General features: G+C 71.1%; 11 protein-coding genes. 8 read left to right on the forward strand and 3 right to left on the reverse strand.

All coding sequences use genetic code 11. The features are described 5' to 3' along the window. Positions 1–12 precede the first annotated feature (12 nt). The gene (locus ROT00_RS00245) at positions 13–837 is read right to left on the reverse strand and encodes an enoyl-CoA hydratase/isomerase family protein (protein WP_404771437.1); all 825 of its coding nucleotides are present in this window, start codon (positions 835–837) and stop codon (positions 13–15) included. A gap of 84 nt (positions 838–921) precedes the next feature. Here ROT00_RS00245 and ROT00_RS00250 point away from each other — a divergent pair, with 84 nt between their 5' ends. The 5 genes from ROT00_RS00250 to ROT00_RS00270 all read left to right on the forward strand — a co-directional run bounded on the left by ROT00_RS00250 (position 922) and on the right by ROT00_RS00270 (position 4,764). Next, complete coding sequence (locus tag ROT00_RS00250; protein ID WP_404771438.1) at positions 922–1,371, forward strand: hypothetical protein; 450 nt, start codon at positions 922–924, stop codon at positions 1,369–1,371. Then, positions 1,368–1,826: a hypothetical protein gene (locus tag ROT00_RS00255; protein ID WP_404771439.1), complete on the forward strand. Its 459-nt coding sequence runs from the start codon at positions 1,368–1,370 to the stop codon at positions 1,824–1,826. The genes ROT00_RS00250 and ROT00_RS00255 overlap by 4 nt, the downstream gene beginning before the upstream one ends. 33 nt (positions 1,827–1,859) lie before the next feature. After that, positions 1,860–2,180, forward strand: coding sequence for a ferredoxin (gene fdxA / locus ROT00_RS00260; RefSeq protein ID WP_404771441.1), 321 nt, complete (start codon positions 1,860–1,862; stop codon positions 2,178–2,180). 2 nt (positions 2,181–2,182) lie between these two features. Then, on the forward strand, positions 2,183–3,286 hold the full coding sequence (gene dapC / locus ROT00_RS00265) for a succinyldiaminopimelate transaminase (protein ID WP_404771443.1): 1,104 nt from the start codon (positions 2,183–2,185) through the stop codon (positions 3,284–3,286). Between the two features lie 146 nt (positions 3,287–3,432). Beyond that, on the forward strand, positions 3,433–4,764 hold the full coding sequence (locus tag ROT00_RS00270) for a citrate synthase (protein WP_404771444.1): 1,332 nt from the start codon (positions 3,433–3,435) through the stop codon (positions 4,762–4,764). A 111-nt stretch (positions 4,765–4,875) separates the two neighbouring features. On the opposite strand, the gene ROT00_RS00275 is transcribed toward ROT00_RS00270, so the two are convergent. After that, positions 4,876–7,434, reverse strand: coding sequence for a penicillin acylase family protein (locus tag ROT00_RS00275; protein ID WP_472974905.1), 2,559 nt, complete (start codon positions 7,432–7,434; stop codon positions 4,876–4,878). Between the two features lie 88 nt (positions 7,435–7,522). Continuing rightward, the gene (gene dapD, locus ROT00_RS00280; protein ID WP_404771447.1) at positions 7,523–8,485 is read right to left on the reverse strand and encodes a 2,3,4,5-tetrahydropyridine-2,6-dicarboxylate N-succinyltransferase; all 963 of its coding nucleotides are present in this window, start codon (positions 8,483–8,485) and stop codon (positions 7,523–7,525) included. Between the two features lie 342 nt (positions 8,486–8,827). Between dapD and ROT00_RS00285 the strand changes: the two genes are divergently transcribed. The 3 genes from ROT00_RS00285 to ROT00_RS00295 are packed head-to-tail and all read left to right on the forward strand — an operon-like array spanning position 8,828 to position 19,169. Further along, complete coding sequence (locus ROT00_RS00285; protein ID WP_404771449.1) at positions 8,828–11,809, forward strand: LamG-like jellyroll fold domain-containing protein; 2,982 nt, start codon at positions 8,828–8,830, stop codon at positions 11,807–11,809. Further along, positions 11,809–18,633, forward strand: coding sequence for an RHS repeat-associated core domain-containing protein (locus ROT00_RS00290; RefSeq protein ID WP_404771451.1), 6,825 nt, complete (start codon positions 11,809–11,811; stop codon positions 18,631–18,633). Before ROT00_RS00285 ends, ROT00_RS00290 begins: the two co-directional genes overlap by 1 nt. Next, entirely contained in the window at positions 18,630–19,169 is a 540-nt protein-coding gene (locus tag ROT00_RS00295) for a hypothetical protein (protein ID WP_404771452.1), read from the forward strand. Before ROT00_RS00290 ends, ROT00_RS00295 begins: the two co-directional genes overlap by 4 nt. Positions 19,170–19,187: the final 18 nt, after the last annotated feature.

Consider the following 19,187-nt stretch of genomic DNA (forward strand, 5'->3'; position numbering starts at 1 on the left):
CCGCGGCCGCGCTCAGCGGCCGGTGAACTCCGGGTCGCGCTTCTCGAGGAAGGCCGCGACGCCCTCCCGCATGTCGTCCGTGCGGAACGCGTCGCGGAAGCCCTCGATCTCGAGGAGCGTCGCCGTGGCGGTCGGCGTGCCGGCAGCGCCCACGAGCACGCGCTTGGCGAGGGCGACGGCGGTGGCCGCGTTCGCGCCGATGCGCTCGACGGTCTCGCGCGCTCCGGCGAGGAGCGCCTCGCGGTCGGCGAAGCGGCGCAGCACGAGGCCCGCTTGCACGGCCTCGTCGACGCCGAGCTGGCGCCCGGTGTAGATGAGCTCCTTCGCGAGCGCCGGGCCGACGGCGCGGGGGAGCCGTACGGTGCCGCCGAAGCCCGGGATCAGCCCGAGATGCACCTCGGGCTGCCCGAAGCGCGACGCCTCGGTCGCGTAGATGAAGTCGCAGGCGAGGGCGAGCTCGAGCCCGCCGCCGAGGGCGTAGCCGTCGACGCAGGCGATCACCGGCAGGGGCAGCGCCTCGACCGCCGCGGCCACCCCGTGCCCGCGCTCGGCGGTCTGCGCGCCCTCGTCGGGCGTGAGCCCCGGCATCGCCGAGATGTCGGCGCCCGCGACGAACGCGCGCCCGCCCGCGCCCACGAGGAGCACGCCGGCGAGCCCCGCGGGGTCGGTGGCCAGCTCCTCGAGGATCGCCGCGAGCGCGTCGAGCACGGCGGGGGAGAGCGCGTTCAGCGCCTTCGGGCGGTCGATGGTGATGACGGCGACGGCGCCGTCGCGCTCCAGGCGCACCTCGGGTGCCGGCGTTCCGTCGTGCTGCTCGGCGCGGTCGTGGCTCGTCATGCCGCCTCCCTCTCGCCCCGGACGGGGCCTCGCGCCTCACGCTACGCCATGTCCGCCGCGGGCGGTCGGCGGTAGACTCGCGGCATGTCCGTCGTGCCTCCTCGTACTCGTCTCGGCCTGCTCGCCGCCATCGCCGTGCTCTCGGCGACCGCCCTCACCGGCTGCTTCGCGAACCCGGTCGAAGAGCTCGTGAACCAGGGCATCGAGGGTGCCGTCGAAGAGGCCGCGGGCGGCGACGTCTCGCTCGGCGGCGAGCTGCCCGCCGACTTCCCGTCCGAGGTGCCGCTCCTCGAGGGCGAGATCGTCTTCGCCGCCGGCGCTGCGGGGGAGGGCTGGCTCGTCACGATGACGTCCTCCGCGGCCGACCCGGTGGCCGACGCGGTCGCCGCGCTCGAGGCGGCGGGATTCGCCCCCGACACGACGCTCTCGGGCACGGACGCCGGTGCCGCGGTCTACGCGAACGCGAACTACCTCGTGCTCGTCGCCGGCGACGGCGAGAACGTCGCCTACACCGTCACGGCGAAGCCGCAGTGACCGAGCACGCGGCGCCGACGTCGGCCTGGAGCCGGGTGGGCTCGCTGCTCCTCGCGGGGCTGATCGGCGTCGTCTACGGCGCGGTCGCGACCGTCGGCCATCGCCAGAGCATCGAGCTCGGCGAGGTGTCGATCCCGTGGGGGCTCGTCGCGGGGCTCCTCGGCGTCGCGGCGCTGCTCCTCGGCATCCGCCTCGTGGCCGGCGGCCGCTGGGCCGCTGCGGCCGCCGGCGCCGGCATCATCGGTATCGTCGCGCTCCTCTCGCTGCCCGGCCCGGGCGGCTCGGTGCTCATCGCGAGCGGGCTCGTCGGCACGATCTGGTCGGTCGGTCCGGCGCTCATCGCCGTGCTCGTCGTCGCCTGGCCGTCGCTGCCGCAGCGCCGCACGCCGGTCGCGCCCGCTCCTGCGTCCTCCGGTGACGTCGCGGCGGGCTCCGGGTCCGTCGCCCCGCTCTAGACTGAAGCGACCGTCGTTTCGAAGGGACGAGCCGTGACCTATGTGATCGCGCTGCCATGCGTGGACGTGAAAGACCGCGCCTGCATCGACGAGTGCCCCGTGGACTGCATCTACGAGGGCGAGCGGTCGCTGTACATCCATCCCGACGAGTGCGTCGACTGCGGCGCCTGCGAGCCGGTGTGCCCGGTCGAGGCGATCTATTACGAAGACGACCTGCCCGACGAGTGGGCCGACTACTACAAGGCGAACGTCGAGTTCTTCGACGAGATCGGCTCGCCCGGCGGCGCCGCCAAGGTCGGCGTGCTCGCCTTCGACCACCCGATCGTCGCGGCGCTGCCGCCGCAGGCGCACTGAGCATGGCGCGGGGCGAGCTTCCCGACTACCCGTGGGACCTGATGGCCCCCTACCGAGAGACCGCGGCGGCGCATCCCGGCGGCATCGTCGACCTCTCGATCGGTTCGCCGGTCGACGAGACCCCCGCCGTCGTGCGCGAGGCGCTCGCGGCCGCGACCGACGCGCACTCCTACCCGACCACGGTCGGCACCGACGAGCTGCGCGCCGAGATCGTGCGCTGGTTCGCCCGCCGACGCGGCGTCACCGGACTCAGTGAGGCGAACGTCCTGCCGACGATCGGTTCGAAGGAGCTCGTCGCGCTGCTGCCGTTCCTCCTCGGGCTCGGCGAGGGCGACGTCGTCGTCCATCCGAAGGCGGCCTACCCGAGCTACGAGATGGGCGCGGTGCTCGTCGGGGCGACCGCGATGGCCGCCGACGACCCGGCCGAGTGGCCCGCCGAGACACGGCTCATCTGGCTGAACAGCCCCGGCAACCCCGACGGGCGGGTGCTCGGTCTCGAGGAGCTCCGGGCGGCGCGCGCCAGGGCGCACGAGCTCGGCGCGGTCATCGTGAGCGACGAGTGCTACGCCGAGCTCGGCTGGGACGGCGAGTGGGCCGACGCGCCCGTGCCGTCGCTGCTCGATCCGCGGGTGATCGGTGACGACCGCCGCAACACGCTCGCGATCTACTCGCTCTCGAAGCAGTCGAACATGGCCGGCTACCGGGCGGCGTTCGTCGCCGGCTGCCGCAGCGTCGTGTCGCGCATCACCACCGTGCGGAAGCACGCGGGGCTGATGGTGCCGTTCCCGCTGCAGCAGGCGATGGTCGCCGCGCTCCGCGACGACGCCCACGTCGCCGAGCAGAAGGAGCGCTACCGGGCCCGTCGCGATCAGCTGCGCCCGGCGCTCGAGGCCGCGGGCTTCCGCATCGACCGCAGCGAGGCCGGGCTGTACCTCTGGGCGACCGAGGGGCGTGACGCCTGGGAGAGCATCGACCGGCTCGCCGGGCTCGGCATCCTCGCCGGTCCCGGCCACTTCTACGGCGTGCACTACCCGGAGCACGTGCGGCTCTCGCTCACCGCGAGCGACGAGCGCATCGCCGCGGCGGTCGCTCGTCTGCGCGGCTGACGCGCTGATCCACAGCCGATTGTCGGCTTTCGCCAAGGATCCGCGGATGCTTTGGTGGGTGCGACAGTGTGCTCCGGGCACGTCTAGGCTGTACTCGGGCCGCGGCCGCCAACCGGCTGCCCCCATCGAAGGCAGGTGACCGCACCATGACGATCACAGGAGGCGCCGTGACCGACGTCGCGAACTCCGCGGCCGGGCAGAACCCCGCGACCGCGACCCTGAACTACCCGGGCGGCACTGCCGAATTCCCGATCACCCCTGCAGTGCAGGGCAGCTCCAGCATCGACCTGTCGACGCTCACCCGGCAGACCGGCCTCACCGGTCTCGACTACGGGTTCGTCAACACCGCGTCGACCCGCTCGCAGATCACCTACATCGACGGCGAGCAGGGCATCCTGCGCTACCGCGGGTACCCGATCGAGCAGCTCGCCGAGCACTCGACGTACCTCGAGGTCGCCTGGCTGCTGATCTACGGCGAGCTGCCGACGGCCGACCAGCTGGCCGACTTCGACGACAAGGTCCGTCGTCACACGCTGCTGCACGAAGACCTGAAGCGCTTCTTCTCGGCGCTGCCGCACACGGCGCACCCGATGTCGGTGCTCTCGAGCGCGGTCGCGGCGCTCTCCACGTACTACGAGGGCTCCTCCGACCCGCACGACCCCGACCACGTCGAGGTCACGACGCTGCGCCTGCTGGCGAAGCTGCCGGTCATCGCCGCGTACGCGCACAAGAAGAGCGTCGGCCAGGCGTTCCTCTACCCCGACAACTCGCTGAACTTCGTCGAGAACTTCCTGCGGCTGAACTTCGGCAACATGGCCGAGCCGTACGTGCTCGAGCCGACCCTCGTGCGCGCCCTCGACCGCCTGCTCATCCTCCACGAGGACCACGAGCAGAACGCCTCGACCTCGACGGTGCGACTCGTCGGCTCGACCGGTGCGAACCTCTACTCCTCGATCTCGGCCGGCATCCAGGCGCTCTCGGGCCCCCTGCACGGCGGCGCGAACGAGGCCGTGCTGCAGATGCTCGCCCGCATCCAGGAGTCGGGCGAGGGCGTCGCGAAGTTCGTCGAGCGCGTGAAGCGCAAGGAGGACGGCGTGAAGCTCATGGGCTTCGGCCACCGCGTCTACAAGAACTACGACCCGCGCGCCAAGATCGTGAAGGAGTCGGCCGACGCCGTGCTCGAGAGCCTCGGTGTGAACGACCCGCTCCTCGACATCGCGAAGGAGCTCGAGCAGTTCGCCCTGCAGGACGACTACTTCAAGGAGCGTCGTCTCTACCCGAACGTCGACTTCTACACGGGCGTCATCTACAAGGCGATGGGCTTCCCGACGCGCATGTTCACCGTGCTCTTCGCGATCGGCCGGCTGCCCGGCTGGATCGCGCACTGGCGCGAGATGAACCTCGACCCGCAGACGAAGATCGGTCGCCCGCAGCAGCTGTACACGGGGGCGCCGGAGCGGCGCTACCCGGGCGCCTGAGGCATCCGACGAGCGAACTCGAACGCCGGCCGCGACTGCGGCCGGCGTTCGGCGTTTCCGCGCGGGGCGGCGCGTCAGCCGGCGGGGTGGAGCGTCAGCCGAGACAGAGCGTCAGCCGGCGGGGCGGAGCGTCAGCCGGTCGACGGATGCCGCGTCGGTCGCATCGGGCGTGTACGCCCACGGCCGCTGCTCGCCGCGCTGCCAGAGCGGCGCCTGATCGTCGTAGTGGCGGTGGAAGGCGTGGCCCGAGGCGCCCGTGAGGTTCACCCAGGTGGAGTCGTCGAAGTCCGAGAGGTCGACGATCATGCGCATCGAGGGCACCCAGTCGACGCCGTAGCCGAGCGAGGCATCCCAGCCGATCGCGTTCACGATCGCCGAGCCGCCGCCGAGGCGGTAGGGGCCCCGGTTGAACAGCCACTCGATGGGCGCGATGCCGGACTCGCCGAAGCTCTGGTTCGTGAGGGTCAGGGTGTGCAGCTCGCCCCAGCTCCACCGCTCCGCGTCCGAGCCGAGGAGGCTGCGGGTCTCCGACCACGCGGAGTCGAGGGCCGCGGCGATCATCGCGTCGCGGCCGGCGACGCCGAGCTGCTCGTTCGTCCACCAGCTCGAGTCCGGTTCGCCGAGCAGGGTGCCGACGACGCCGAACCAGCGGTCGCCGCCCGCGGGGCGGGTGCCCTCCGGCAGTCCGCCGAACATGCCGTCGAGGAGGGTGCGCCAGAACACCGCGAAGTAGGCGGCCTGCCCGCTGTCGGCATCCGCGTGGCCGTCCCAGCCGGCGAGGTAGTCGGCGCCGGCCCTCGCGTCGCCGTCGAGCTCGAGCTCGGCGATGAGCGGCAGGAACGCCTCGGCGTTCGCGTCGCGGGTGTCGAGCTGGATGGCCGCGAGGTCGTCGGCGCTGAGCTTCGCCCCGCCGTCGAGGGCCTCGGCCAGTCGTCGCTCGATGCCGTCGGCGCGGTAGCCGAGGTCCCAGTCGGCGGTGAGGAACGGCCCGTCGGCGGTCACCGCGTTGTTCGCGGTGACGATGATGCCGCGCTCCGGGTTGTACAGGGACGGCAGCTGCTCGAAGGGGATCGAACCGGTCCACCGGTTGGCGCTCGTCCACCCCGGGAGCGGGACGGTGCCGTCGCCGACGCTGCGGATCGGGATGTCTCCCGGTGCCTGGTAGCCGATGTTCCCGTCGACGTCGGCGTAGACGAGGTTCTGGCTCGGCACGTCGAAGAGCGCGGCGGCCGTGCGGAAGCCGTCCCAGTCCTGCGCGCGGTTCAACGCGAAGATCGCCTGCGGGGTGGTGCCCGCGGTAAGCGCCGTCCACGCGAGGGAGAGCTGGATGTCGCCCGCGCCGGCATCGGAGGCATCCGCCGCGTCGGCGATGCGCGCGAAGCTGTCGCCGATGCCCGTGACGAGCGGCCCGCGGCCGGTGGCGCGCACGGTCACGGTCACCGGGTCGCCGCCCGCGACCTCGATCGTCTCCTCACGCAGCTGGAGCGGGCGGCGCACCCCGTCGAGCTCGTACTCGTCGCCCTCGACCCGTTCGAGGAAGAGATCGGCGACGTCGGGGCCGAGGTTCGTGAAGCCCCAGGCGATGCGGTCGTTATGGCCGATGACGACGCCGGGGAGGCCGGAGAAGGTGTAGCCGGCGACGTCGTAGAGGCAGCGCTCCGAGCGCTCGGCGCAACGGAGGCCCATCTGGTACCAGATCGAGGGCATCGCCGGGCCGAGATGCGGGTCGTTCGCGAGGAGCGGCAGGCCGGATTCGGTGTGCGCGCCGGAGACGACCCAGCTGTTCGAGCCGATCTCGCCGCCGGCCGGCCCGAACAGCTGGGGCAGCCCGTCGAGGGCGGTGCGGAGCTCGCGGAGCGAGGCGGATGCCTCGGCTGCGGCATCCGCGTCCTCGTCCGGACTGGCGCCGATCGGGGACGGTTCGCCGTTCGCGGCCGGGGCTGCGGCCGCGGGCCCGCCGAGGATCGTCGGCATCGACGAGAAGGAGAAGCCGGGGTGCAGGCGCGCGACCTCCTCGGGCGGGAGCTCGGTCGCGAGCAGGGCGCGGTCGATCTCGTCCTCCAGGTTGCTGCGGAGGTCCCAGGCCATGGCCTTCAGCCAGGCGATGGAGTCGACCGCGGTCCACGGCTCGGGGGAGTAGCCGGGGTTCTGGAGTCCCAGCACGGCGTACTCGAGGGAGAGGTCGGCGCCCCCGCGCTCGTCGAGGTAGGCGTTCACCCCGTCGGCGTAGGCGTCGTAGATCGCCCGGGTCGGCTCGTCGAGGAGCTCGTACTCCTGCTCGGCGACGCCGCGCCAGTTCAGTGTGCGGATGAAGGTGTCGGTCGGCACCTGCGAGGCGCCGAACAGCTCGGCGAGCCGCCCCGCGGTGACGTGGCGGCGGAAGTCCATCTCCCAGAAGCGGTCCTGCGCGTGCACGTAGCCCTGCGCGAGGAACAGGTCGTGGTCGCTCTCGGCGACGACCGTCGGGATGCCGGCGTCATCGCGTTCGACCGTGACGGCGGACTCGAGGCCCGGAACGTCGATGCTGCCGCTCGTCTGCGGGAAGGAGCGCTGCACCGTCCACCAGCCGAGTCCCCAGCCGGCGCCGGCGAGCACGAGCACCGTGACGAGGAGCCCGACGAGGAACTTGAGCAGGCCCGACCGACGGGTCCTCGGTGCATCCGTGCCCAAAGCCACTCCCTCGTGACGCGCATGACGGCGGCCGCCACTCGGCGGCCTGGGCACTCACTGTACCCGAGGCGCGGCGCGGGGAGGAGGCTCAGGCGTGCAGGGCCTCGTTCAGCACGATGCCGCTGCCGGTGCGCGAGAGCACCTCGACGCGGCCGTTCAGCGAGTTGCGGCGGAACAGCAGACCGGGGCGGCCCGACAGTTCCACGGCCTTCGCGGTGCGCTCCTCGCCGTCGCCCACGACGGTGACCTTGGTGCCCGCCGTGACGTAGAGCCCGGCCTCGACGACCGAGTCGTCGCCGATCGAGATGCCGATGCCGGAGTTCGCGCCGAGCAGGGCGCGCTCGCCGATCTCGACGCGCTGCGTGCCGCCGCCCGAGAGCGTGCCCATGATCGAGGCGCCGCCGCCGATGTCGCTGCCGTCGCCCACGACGACGCCCTGCGAGATGCGGCCCTCGACCATGGAGGAGCCGAGCGTGCCGGCGTTGAAGTTCACGAAGCCCTCGTGCATGACGGTCGTGCCGGGGGCGAGGTGGGCGCCGAGGCGTACGCGCGAGGCGTCCGCGATGCGCACGCGCTCGGGGGTCACGTAGTCGAGCAGGCGGGGGAACTTGTCGAGCCCGGTGGCGTGGATGCCGGCGCGCTGGAGCACGGGGCGGAGCCGGTCGAAGTCGGCCGGGTGCACGGGGCCCGCGTTCGTCCAGACGACGGCGGGCAGGTGCGCGAAGATGCCGTCGAGGTTCAGCGTGTTCGGCCGTGCGAGCAGGTGCGAGAGCAGGTGGAGCCGGAGGTAGGCGTCGGCGGTGCCTGCGGGGGCGGCGTCGAGGTCGATCTCGACGGTGACCGCCTCGATCGTGACCGCCCGGCGGGCGTCGGCGCCGGTGAGGGCCTCGATCTCCGCGGGCAGGATCCAGCGCTCCCGACCGGCGGGGAGGCCGCCGAGCGCGGGCGCGGGGAACCAGGCGTCGAGCACGGTGCCGTCGGCGGCGATCGTGGCGAGGCCGTCGCCCCAGGCGCGGCGGTCGGAGGCGGGGGCGGCGGCGTTCGCGGACATGCCTCCCAGCGTATCGAGCGCGGCAGGGGTGTGACGTCGCACGGCCGCCAGGAATGCCGAGCGCAGCGGTGCGGGTCGGCGGGCCGTGGTGGCGGATCGGCTCGTCGGGGAGCCCGAACTGGTCGCCCCATTCCGGTTCGATCGGAGAAGCGGAGACATTCCCCCTGTTCGGGGGACTTGTTCGCATACCTGGCGTTCTGCTTCGGTAGCGACTACATGCTCAGCATCGGGGGACCTACCGGGTGGATGTGAAGGTGTGGGGCCGCGGCGAACGCGGCTCGGATCATGTCGACTCGGAGGAACAACGCGTTGCGTGCTGGGGGGCGCCGTCGTGCACGGCGGATGAAGTGGTGGATCGCGGGTGCCACGGCGCTCGCCGTGGTCGTGTCGGGCACGGTCGTCGTCTCGCTGGGCCTGCAGCGCGGGACGGATGACCCGGCCGCCGTGGACTGCTCGGTCGCCGAGGCCGCCGATGCGGATGCGGCCGCCGTGCTCGCCGCGGAGTGCGACGTCGACGTCGAGATCACCGACGTGCGCACGCCGTGGGCTCGCACCTTCGCCACCGCGGACGGTCCCGAACGACTGGAGGTCTCGGCCATGCCGAACCAGGTCGAGCGCGACGGCGAGTGGGTCGAGCTCGACCGCACGCTCGTCGTCGCCGCGGACGGCGAGTCGATCGAGGTCGCGGCGCCCGCCTACGAGCTCGAGCTCAACGCCGGCGACGCGACCGTCGATGCGACGCGCCCGCTCGGCGTGATCGAGTACGAGGGCGAACGCCTCGAGGTGTGGTTCCCACTCGCCCTGCCCGAACCCGAGCTCGATGGGCCGCGGGCGACGTACGCGCTCGACGAGGGCGTCCGGCTCGAGGTGACGGTGAGCCCCGACGCGACGGGCTTCACCCCGATCGTGGTGCTCGACTCGCCCGCAGCCGCGGCCCGCTTCGAAGCGGCGCTCGTCGCGGCCCGCACCGCGAGCGGCGATGCCGGCGTGGGGATGGACGTCGCGTTCCGCACCGTCGTCTCTGACGGGCTCCGCGTCGTCACCACCGCGGAGGGCGGAGTCGAGGTGCTCGACGAGGGCGGCGAGGTGCGCTTCTCCGCGCCGCCGTCGCTCATGTGGGATGCCTCGGGCGACGCGTCGGCCGACGATTCGGGGGAACCCGCACCGAGCGCCTCGAGCGGCCCCGACCCCGAGACGGGCCTCGGCGACCCCGAGCTCGCGGAGGCCGAGCGCGGCCTGCACCCGATGCCCGGCGACCGCGTGGCGAACATGCCCGTCACAGTGGTCGACGGCTCCGTCGTGGTGAGCCCCGACCCTGTGCTGCTCGCCGACCCCGCCACGGTCTGGCCGGTCCGCCTCGACCCGAGCTTCAGCGGCAAGGGGCCGGCGGAGTGGATCCTCGTGCGCACCGGCGGCTTCACGAGCTCGATCTACAAGTGGACCGATCCGATGGACGGCGGCAACGGTCGTTGCACCGACTCCTCGTGCAACGCGGTGTTCACTGCGCGGTTGTCGTGGGAGTTCGGCGGGCTCGACACCATCCGCAACATGACGGGCGCCGACGTCATCAGCGCCCAGTTCCGGGTGAACGGCGTGCACTCGTACAACTGCACCGCGGCGACGACCGATCTGTACCTGACGAACTCCCTCTCGGCCAGCACCACGTGGGCGAACCTCGGGCAGGGCGCCGTGCTCGGCTCCGTCACCGGCTCGCAGCGCTCGAGCTGCAGCACGGCCGGCTGGAAGGAGTTCAACGCGACGAACGGCCTGAAGCAGCTCGCCGACAACAACTGGGCGACCGTCACGATGGGCCTGAAGTCCCGCGACGAGTCCAGCATGGCCGGCTGGAAGCGCTTCGCCCACAACGCCACCATCGCCGTGACGTACAACCGGGCGCCGAACAAGCCGAGCAACGTGCGGTTGACGAACCCGGCGAGGGCGTGCGTCGCCGGGGCAGGCCGGCCGCAGATCACCTCGACGGAGCCGTCGCTCGCAGCAACGGTGACCGATCCCGACGGCGGCAACGTGCAGGCGCACTTCCAGATCGTGCAGCAGGGGACGAACACCGAGGTGTGGAACAGCGGCACGCTGCTGGCCGACGCCTCAGGTTCGGAGTTCACGGCGAAGGTGCCGAAGAACACGCTCGTGCACGGCAAGTCGTACCAGTACCGGGTCACCGCCACGGACGGATCGAAGTGGTCCGGATGGTCGACGGCGGTCTGCGAGTTCACGGTCGACACGGTGAGCCCGGCGGCTCCCACGATCGTGCCGGTGCAGAGCGGGTACCCGGCCGTGTACCTGAGCGGGGTGGAGCGAGGCGGCGTGGGGGTGCAGGGAGCCTTCACGATCAGCGCCCCCGGAGCGGCGACCATCAAGTACGGAGACACCAATCCGCCGACGAAGACCAGCACGACGACTCCGATCACGCACGAGGTGACGCCGGGAGCACCGGGGCTGAGAATCGTCTACGCGCAGGCCTTCGATGTCGCCGGCAACCCCTCGCCCGTCACCTCGTACCGGTACGACGTCGCGTTCCCCGAGGAGGACGGCGTCTGGACCTTCGACGACGCCACGCAGGACGACACCGCGGCCGACACCTCCTCGGTGCTGAAGAAGAACCCGCTGCTCCTCGACGAGGCGCTGTGGACGACCGGGCCGCGCGAGCTCTTCGGCTCCCGCGACGGCGACGGCGCGCTCTCCTTCGACGGGGTGGACGACTCCGCCCAGACCGTGGGCCCCGTCGTCGACACCTCGAAGTCGTTCACAGTGTCGGCGTTCGTACGGCTGGATGCCGCGGCGCTCGACAAGGGCAAGTCCTACACGGCTCTCGGGCAGGACGGGGTCACCCAATCCGGCTTCTTCCTTCAGTACCACCCGAGTTGCGGTGCCGGCGGCACCGGCTGCTGGCGGTTCATGATGCCGAGCAGCGATTCGACCACACCGGCCACGGTGGCTGCGAAATCTCCCATGGTCGTGCGAGGCGATGAATGGGTGCTCCTCGTCGCGGAGTACAACAAGGCCGCCAAAAAGGTGGCGCTCTGGACCTGCCCTGTTGGCACGCCAGAGAACCCGACCACCGCGGTGCCGGTGAGGGCGGAAGCCTCGCGCACGGTCGCGCCGTGGAAGGCTTCGGGGCCCTTCACCGTCGGCAGAACCCTCTACAACGGGGTGAAGAAGGACTTCTGGCCCGGCGAGATCGACGACGTGCGAGCGTTCTCGGACGAGGTCGTCGCCGAGTCGAAGATCCGCCGTATCTGCCAGGGTGCCGAGGCGATCGACTTCGGCGGCGACAAGAACGCCGTCGACCCGACGGAGAAGGACTGATGCGCGCGGGCGCCGGCGCCCGGCAGGAGCGGAGTCTGCTGATGCGGAAGACGGGGATCATGAGCGAGCGCGGCGGGGCGTCGAGGTCGCGACAGGCGGTGCTTACCGTCGCGGCGGCGCTCGCGCTGGTCATCGGCTTCGATCCGTCGATGGTCATGCCGCTCGCGCCGTGGCTCGCGGCGGGCGCCGAACCCTCCGCGGCGGACGAGACGCGTGAGGAGAACCTGCGGTCGGCCTTCGAGCGGCTGCAGCAGACGGCACCGGTCGACGGGACCGCCATCGACGGGGCCTGGCCCGAGCCGCCGGAGCCGGAGTTCGCCGTCGGGCCGACCACGCTCCCGGACGCCGACGAGGAGACGGTGCAGCTCGCCGGGGCGAGTACCTTCTCGGCGACGGGCGCCGGAGTCGAGGTCGATCTCGGCGGCATGACGGCGGTCGTCGCGCCGGCCGAGGACGGCAGCTCGCCGGAGTCGGTCACGGTGCGCGTCGCCGATGCCGCGGACGCGGCGGCAGCCGGCGTGGATGGCCTGCTGCTGGAGGTCGAGGATGCCGCGGGCGGCGCAGCACCGACGGCGGATGCCGCGGTGTCGCTGCAGCTCTCCTACGCGGCGTTCAGCGGACTGGGCGGGGGCGATTGGGCGTCGCGCCTGCGGTTCGTGCACCTGCCCGCCTGCGCCCCCGATGCGGCCGCAACCCCGGAGTGCGCCCCGATCCCGGTGCCCACGGTGAACGATCCGGTGACCCAGACGATCTCGGCCGAGGTGCCGGTCGCGGGGCCCGCGGTGGTCGCGCCGCCGAGCGGTGAGCCTGCACCCGGCGAGCCGGGCGCGGAGACTCCCGAGGGCGAGACACCCGACACCGAGACACCGGCCACCGATGCGCCGACGGCGACCCCGCCCGCGACCGAGACGCCCGCCACCGACGCACCGCCCACCGAGCCCCCGGCGACGGACACGCCCGCTACCGAGACTCCGGCGAGCGATGCCCCGGCGAGTGACGCCCCCGACGGCGACGGCGAGCTCGCCGCCCGCGCGGCCGATCGTGGCGCGGCATCCGCCGTCCGGTCCACCACACTGACTGCGATGGGCGGGGCTGCGCGACTCGGAGTCTTCGCCGACGTCGCCGGGCCCCGCGGCGACTGGTCCGCGACGAGCCTGTCGCCGACGTCGACGTGGAGCACCTCCGGGGCGACGGGCGGATTCGCCTGGTCGTACCCGATGCGCGTGCCCGCGGTGCCGGCCGGGCCGAGCCCGCAGCTCGCGATCTCGTACTCCTCGGCCACCTCCGACGGGCGGATTCCCTCGGCGAACAACCAGTCAGGCTGGGTGGGCGAGGGCTTCGATGTGCCCGGCGGCTTCGTCGAGCGCAACTACCGCGCCTGCACGAAGGACGACGGCGGCGCGGCGAACAACGCGGGCCGTGGCGGCGGCGATCTGTGCTGGGGTCCCGAGAACGCGACCCTCGTGTTCAAGGGCGCCGCGGTCGAGCTCATCAAGGGCTCGGGCGACCGCTGGCTGCCGAAGCACGACGACGGCACCCGCGTCGAACTGCTGCACGGCGCCTGGAATGCGGGCGAGCGGAAGGAGTACTGGAAGGTCACCACGGTCGACGGCACCCAGTACTTCTTCGGGCGCGGCAAGCGTTCGGCCGACGACGTGGCGCTGAACTCCGCGTGGACGGTGCCGGTCTACGGCAACCATGCGGGTGAGGCCTGCCGGGAACCCGCCTTCGCCGAGTCTCGCTGCGATCAGGTCTGGCGCTGGAACCTCGACTACGTCGTCGACGCCTCCGGCAACTCGATGACCTACTTCTACTCCACCGAGACGAACCGCTACGTCTACGACTACACGGTGAACGGCACGGCGACCGTCCCGTACACCTCCGGCGGCACCCTCGCCCGGATCGAGTACGGCACGCGCGCCGGCCAGGAGCGCACGAGCCCGGCGCCGGCGAAGGTCGAGTTCACGACCGCGCCGCGCTGCGTGCTCGACATCTCGAACCCGGCGGGGCTCTGCGCGCCCGGCCAGGCGGGCCCGGACTCGAAGACCTGGCCCGACACCCCCATCGATCTCGAGTGCAAGGTCGGCGAGACCTGCACCACGGGTGCACCGGTGTTCTTCGACCGGCACCGGCTGGCGAAGATCTCGACGTGGGCGCACGACGGCTCCGGCTACCGCCCGGTGGACTCGTGGGCGCTCGGCCAGCGTTTCGTCGCGCAGGGCGACGGCATCGGCCCCAAGGATGCGACGGGCGCGATGCTCCGGCTCGAGTCGATCCGGCACACGGGACACGGCGGTACCGATGCCACCGCCGACGACGTGCAGCTGCCGCCGAACCGCTTCGTCTACACGGGCATGAAGAACCGCATCGACGCCGCGGACGACGGCCAGGAGGGGATGGAACGGCACCGGCTCACGAACGTGCGCACCGAGGCAGGTGCCTCGATCAGCGTCGACTACCGCACGAGCTGCGCGCCGGGCGATGTGCCCGGCACGAGCGAGTCGGCGCAGCGCACGAACGATCGCCTCTGCTTCCCGGTGCGCTGGCAGCCCTCCGGCGAGGCGAATCCGCGCATCGACTACTTCCACAAGTACGTCGTGAAGTCGATTGTCGAGACCGCGGCGCCGAGCACTGCCGCGGGCACGCTGCTGACCAAGTCGGTCCGGGTCGAGACCGCGTACACCTACTCGGGCGGAGCGGGATGGGCGAAGCCGACGGGTGCCGCCCTGATCCCCGAGGACCTGACGTACTCGGAGTTCCGCGGCTTCCCGACGGTGACGACGACCGTCGGTACCGGCGACGAGGCATCCGTCTCCCAGACGAGCTACTACCGGGGCCTCGGCGGCACGCTGACCGCCGGCCCGAGCGGTGCGGGGGTCACGACGAACGACCACGAGCGCTATCGCGGTGAGGTGTTCGCCTCGGTGTCGAAGGACGGCGATCACCTCGTGTCCGAGCAGGTGACGACGCACGGCGCGCCGGTTGTCGTCGCGACGGGAGCGGGCGGCAGGGAGGCGACCCGGGTGCCCTCGACCACGGTCGACGGCTTCGTCTACGATGCCGCCGGGGCGCTCGATCGGCACACGCGCGTGGCGTCGACGTTCGATGCGAACTCGCAGCTGCGCACGGTCGACGACCGCGGCGATCTGGCGCTCACCACCGACGACGTGTGCACGACGACGACGTACGCGCACGACACCGCTCCGGCGTTCGTGACGGCGCACCGGGTTGCACTGCCCGCCAAGAGTGAACGGGTGTCGGTCGCGTGCGGACAGACGGTGTCGCGGCCGGCGCACCTCGTCGGCAGTGAGCGCTTCGAGTACGACGGCGTAGGGCGCCTGTTGCGCGCCTTCGCGCTCGATCCGGACGACCCGCAGGGCGCGACGTTCGAGCTGAAGAGCGAGGTGCGCTCCTACGACGAGCGCGGTCGCGCGCTCGTCGTGGCGGATGCCGCGGGGCAGCTCACGACGACCGCGTACCAGCACTCGCCCGGCGGGCTGCTCGCCCGCACCTCGGTGACGACGCCCGACGTCGACGGGCCCGGCCCGCTCGGCGGCGCGACGACCGCGACCGCGCTGAACCCGCTGACGGGCACGGTCTCCTCCTCGACCGACGCGAACGGGCGCATTACGAGCGCCAGCTACGACGCGCTCGGTCGCCGCACCGCGGTGCGGTATCCGCAGCATCCCGCTCCAGGCCCGGCGTCGGTCGTGTACGAGTACACGGTCCCCGGGAACGGGCTGAACGCGGTGCTGACGCGCACCGTCGGCGCCGACGGGATGAGCCGGCACACAGCGGTGGTGTTCTACGACGGTCTGCTGCGACCCTTCCAGACGCAGACCGAGGGCGCGGACGCCGGCGAGAAGCGCACTGCGGGCGCCGCCGACCGTGGCCGCATGGCGACGCACACGATCTTCGACTCGGTCGGACGAGTGCACTCGCAGACCGGGCAGTGGTTCGCGACGGGGGCGCCGACGGTGACCGCGATCGAGCCTCCGGACGTGGCGCCGTCGAGCACGACGTTCGAGTACGACGGTGCGGGGCGCACGACCGACGAGATCTTCTGGGTCGGCACCTCCTCGAACCCGGCCTACGAGAAGTGGCGCACCAGCACGGTGTACGACGGCTCGCGCACCCTCGTCATCCCGCCGCTGGGTGCCGTGCCCACCGAGTCGCGGGTCGATGCCCGCGGCAAGACGGTGAGCCTCACCCAGTACGAGCGCGACCCCGAGACGAGCACCGCGACGACCGCGGCGCAGGTCCGGGCACTCACCCAGCAGACGACGACGTACGAGTACGACCCCGCGGGGCAGCTCGTGAAGATGACCGACGCCGAGGAGAACGTCTGGACCTACGCGTACGACTGGGCCGGCCAGCGCACTGCCGCGACGGACCCCGACAGTGGCACCACGTCGAGCACGTACGACGAGCTCGGCCGGGTCGTGACGGCGACGAACGGCGCCGGTGAGACGCTCGCGTACACCTACGACCCGCTCGGGCGGCGCACGAGCATGCGCGACGGCTCGGTCACCGGTGCGGTGCGGGCCGAGTGGCAGTACGACCAGGCCGTCGACGAGTCGGGCCGCGCTCTCATCGGGCCGGTGTCCTCGGCGACGCGGATCACGCCCGCGGGCCTGCGGTTCACAAACGAGACGCGCGTGTACGACGCGGCGTACCGGCCGCTCGAGGTCGCGACGGTGCTGCCCGCGGTGGCGCCGTACACGAGCCTGTCGACGACCGAGTTCACGACGAGCTACACGTACACCGCCGACGGGCAGCCCGCGCAGACGCGCCTGCCGGGCGTGAGCAAGCAGGGCGTCGCGAAGCCCGTGCTCGGTTCCGAAGTCGTGACGACGAACTACGACACCGCGTCCCGGCCGTCGTGGATGGGCGGCGGCTTCGGCTGGGGGGTGTACGTCGCGGAGTCCCGCTATCGCCCGGATGGCCGGTTGCAACAGGCCGATCTGGGGAACACCTTCGGGACGGCGGTGACGTACGAGTACGAGGATGGCACGAATCGCCTCGTCGGAGTCGCGCTCGATCGTGAGCGGGTGAACAACACGGAGCTCGATCTCGAGTACCGGTACGACCCAGCGGGCAATGTCACGGCGATCCTGGATCGCCCGAAGAACACCGCCCTGACGGGTGCGGCGAAGCAGGACAATCAGTGCTTCGGCTACGACGGGCTGCGCCGCCTGGATCTCGCGTGGACGGCGGCGGATGCGAATTGCGACCGTCGGGCTGATCAGGTCGCCCCGAATCTTGTGGGTGGGGCTGCGCCGTATTGGGTGGAGTACGAGTTCGATCCGGTGGGGAACCGCACGGGCAAGTCGGTGCATGCCACGGACGGTACGTCCGGGGTGGTGACGACGTCGTACACGCACGGCGGCGGTGGTGCTGGGGTGCATGCGGTGACGGGTGCGTCGGTGTCGGTGAACGGTGGTGCCGGGGTGTCGTCGTCGTACGGGTACGACGGGGCGGGCCGGATGGTGTCGCGCACTGAGGCCGGGGTGTCGTCCCAGCTGGGCTGGGACGCGGAGTCCGAGCTGGTGTCGTTGCAGTCGGGCGGGTCTGGTGCGTCTGGGGGGTCTGGGTCGTCGTTCGTGTATTCGGCGGATGGTGACCGGGTGGTGCGTTCGGATGCGTCGGGGGTGACGGTGTACCTGCCCGGTGGGCAGGAAGTATCGATCAGTGCCTCTGGTGCGGTGTCGGCGGCCCGGTATTACGGGTTCGGTGGGGCGACGGTCGCGGTGCGGGTGGGTCGGGGCTTGGCTGGGGTGTCGTCGTTGGTGTCGGATGCGCATGGCACGCCGGTCGCGTCGGTGCCGAACACGAAGCGGCCGGATATGACGAAGGTCGATCGGATGTACACGGATCCGTTCGGTGCCGCCCGCGGGACCTCGGGGGCTGCGACGGTGCCGGGGGATCGGCAGTTCCTCGGGTTGACGCGGGATGGGTCGGGGTTGACGTTGCTCGGCGCCCGCTACTACGACGAGACGCTGGGTCGGTTCTTGAGCGTGGATCCGTTGCTGGATCTCGCGGATCCGCAGCAGTGGAACGGGTACGCGTACGCGAACAACAACCCGACGAGCATGAGCGACCCGAGCGGGTTGCGTCCGATCGGGACTACCGACTACGAGAACGACGTTGGCGGGCGGATGGGATCGGGGTACGCCGCCAACGAGATCATCGCGGCAAGAGACAAGGTTCCGCCAACTGTGACGCCGCCGGTGGGATCGGCCGTGGGAGAAGGATGCGGCTGTACGAATGCCTCGACTGGCCAGATGTCGGATGAAGAGCTCGAGAGACTGATCACCACGGTTCGCGAGATCCAGGATCTCCAGTCCTGTGGTGTGTACTTCTCTCCCCAGGTGGGTTGCGGCCGAAATGGTGCAGCCGAGGACAAGTTCCTGCTCGATACGGTTCTCCTGACTTCGGCATCCGCTCTCGAAATGGTCGCAACCTATTGCATGGCGAAGGGGTGTCCCGCAGCCGGAGCAGGGGTTGCGGCCCTGCGCTCGGCGACGATTAGGGTGCCTTCCGTTCTCAGAGTTGGTGACCTAAAGCTCGCCGCTGTGCCGAAAGGTGCAATCGGAACGCCCGTCAAGTCAGGAAAGGGGCTCGAATACATGATCGCGAAGGGGACGCCAGAACTAGCCGACGAGGTTGCTAGCATCCGAATTATGAATCCGGTCACCAGCGGCAAGTACCAGTACCCAAATGGTTACGCCGTATACATGAACAGTTCGGGTCAGACGATCAATCCTCTAACCGGAAGAACGATTGGCCGGTCAGATCCGTTCGCGCACATCCCGCTGCCATGATGAAGCTAAAGGCGTTGGCGCAGTTCGCGCCCGAGACGGGCGACAGACATGATCTGCCTGAGATGGATGCGCTGACCGAATCGGATGCACTCCAGGAAGCACAATTGCTGGCCGTGGAACTAGACGCGCTGGCTGGTTCTGTCAGCATCTTGCTGGATCTTCGCGTCTCTCTCCACTTCGGCGCGGTGGACACTGCGATGATCGTCGCGCGTGGCGTCCGTGGCTTCCACTGGAACTGCCCAGGCCGGCAACCAGGTCTCACCGCATGGTCCATCGGCAGTTCAGAGGTGAGGAATGACCCAAATGGCTTCCGCATGAGCCTCTCGATGTGGCCATCGCCGGGAGCGCAACTCGAGTTCGTCGCAGCCAGTGCGGAGTTCCTGGTGGGAAAGGTCGAAGGACTTAGCGAAGCTCCACCGGACTTCGCAGAAGGCGACACCGCGCTAGTGCGTGCGGGGGTGCCGCACTGGGACTCAATGTTTGACCTGGTGGCATGGAGCTCTATCGGGCAGCTGCCTCCTGGCCGGCCTGCCTGAACGGCAACTATGAAGTGA

The sequence above is a fragment of the Agromyces mediolanus genome (assembly GCF_044917495.1).
In the GTDB taxonomy this organism is placed as follows: domain Bacteria; phylum Actinomycetota; class Actinomycetes; order Actinomycetales; family Microbacteriaceae; genus Agromyces; species Agromyces mediolanus_B.

Bases quoted from the DNA above. Each gene is read 5' to 3' on its own strand.
- ROT00_RS00245 (WP_404771437.1), bottom strand. From the start codon at position 837: ATGACGAGCCACGACCGCGCCGAGCAGCACGACGGAACGCCGGCACCC.
- ROT00_RS00250 (WP_404771438.1), top strand. From the start codon at position 922: ATGTCCGTCGTGCCTCCTCGTACTCGTCTCGGCCTGCTCGCCGCCATC.
- dapC (WP_404771443.1), top strand. From the start codon at position 2,183: ATGGCGCGGGGCGAGCTTCCCGACTACCCGTGGGACCTGATGGCCCCC.
- ROT00_RS00270 (WP_404771444.1), top strand. From the start codon at position 3,433: ATGACGATCACAGGAGGCGCCGTGACCGACGTCGCGAACTCCGCGGCC.
- dapD (WP_404771447.1), bottom strand. From the start codon at position 8,485: ATGTCCGCGAACGCCGCCGCCCCCGCCTCCGACCGCCGCGCCTGGGGC.
- ROT00_RS00285 (WP_404771449.1), top strand. From the start codon at position 8,828: ATGAAGTGGTGGATCGCGGGTGCCACGGCGCTCGCCGTGGTCGTGTCG.
- ROT00_RS00290 (WP_404771451.1), top strand. From the start codon at position 11,809: ATGCGCGCGGGCGCCGGCGCCCGGCAGGAGCGGAGTCTGCTGATGCGG.
- ROT00_RS00295 (WP_404771452.1), top strand. From the start codon at position 18,630: ATGATGAAGCTAAAGGCGTTGGCGCAGTTCGCGCCCGAGACGGGCGAC.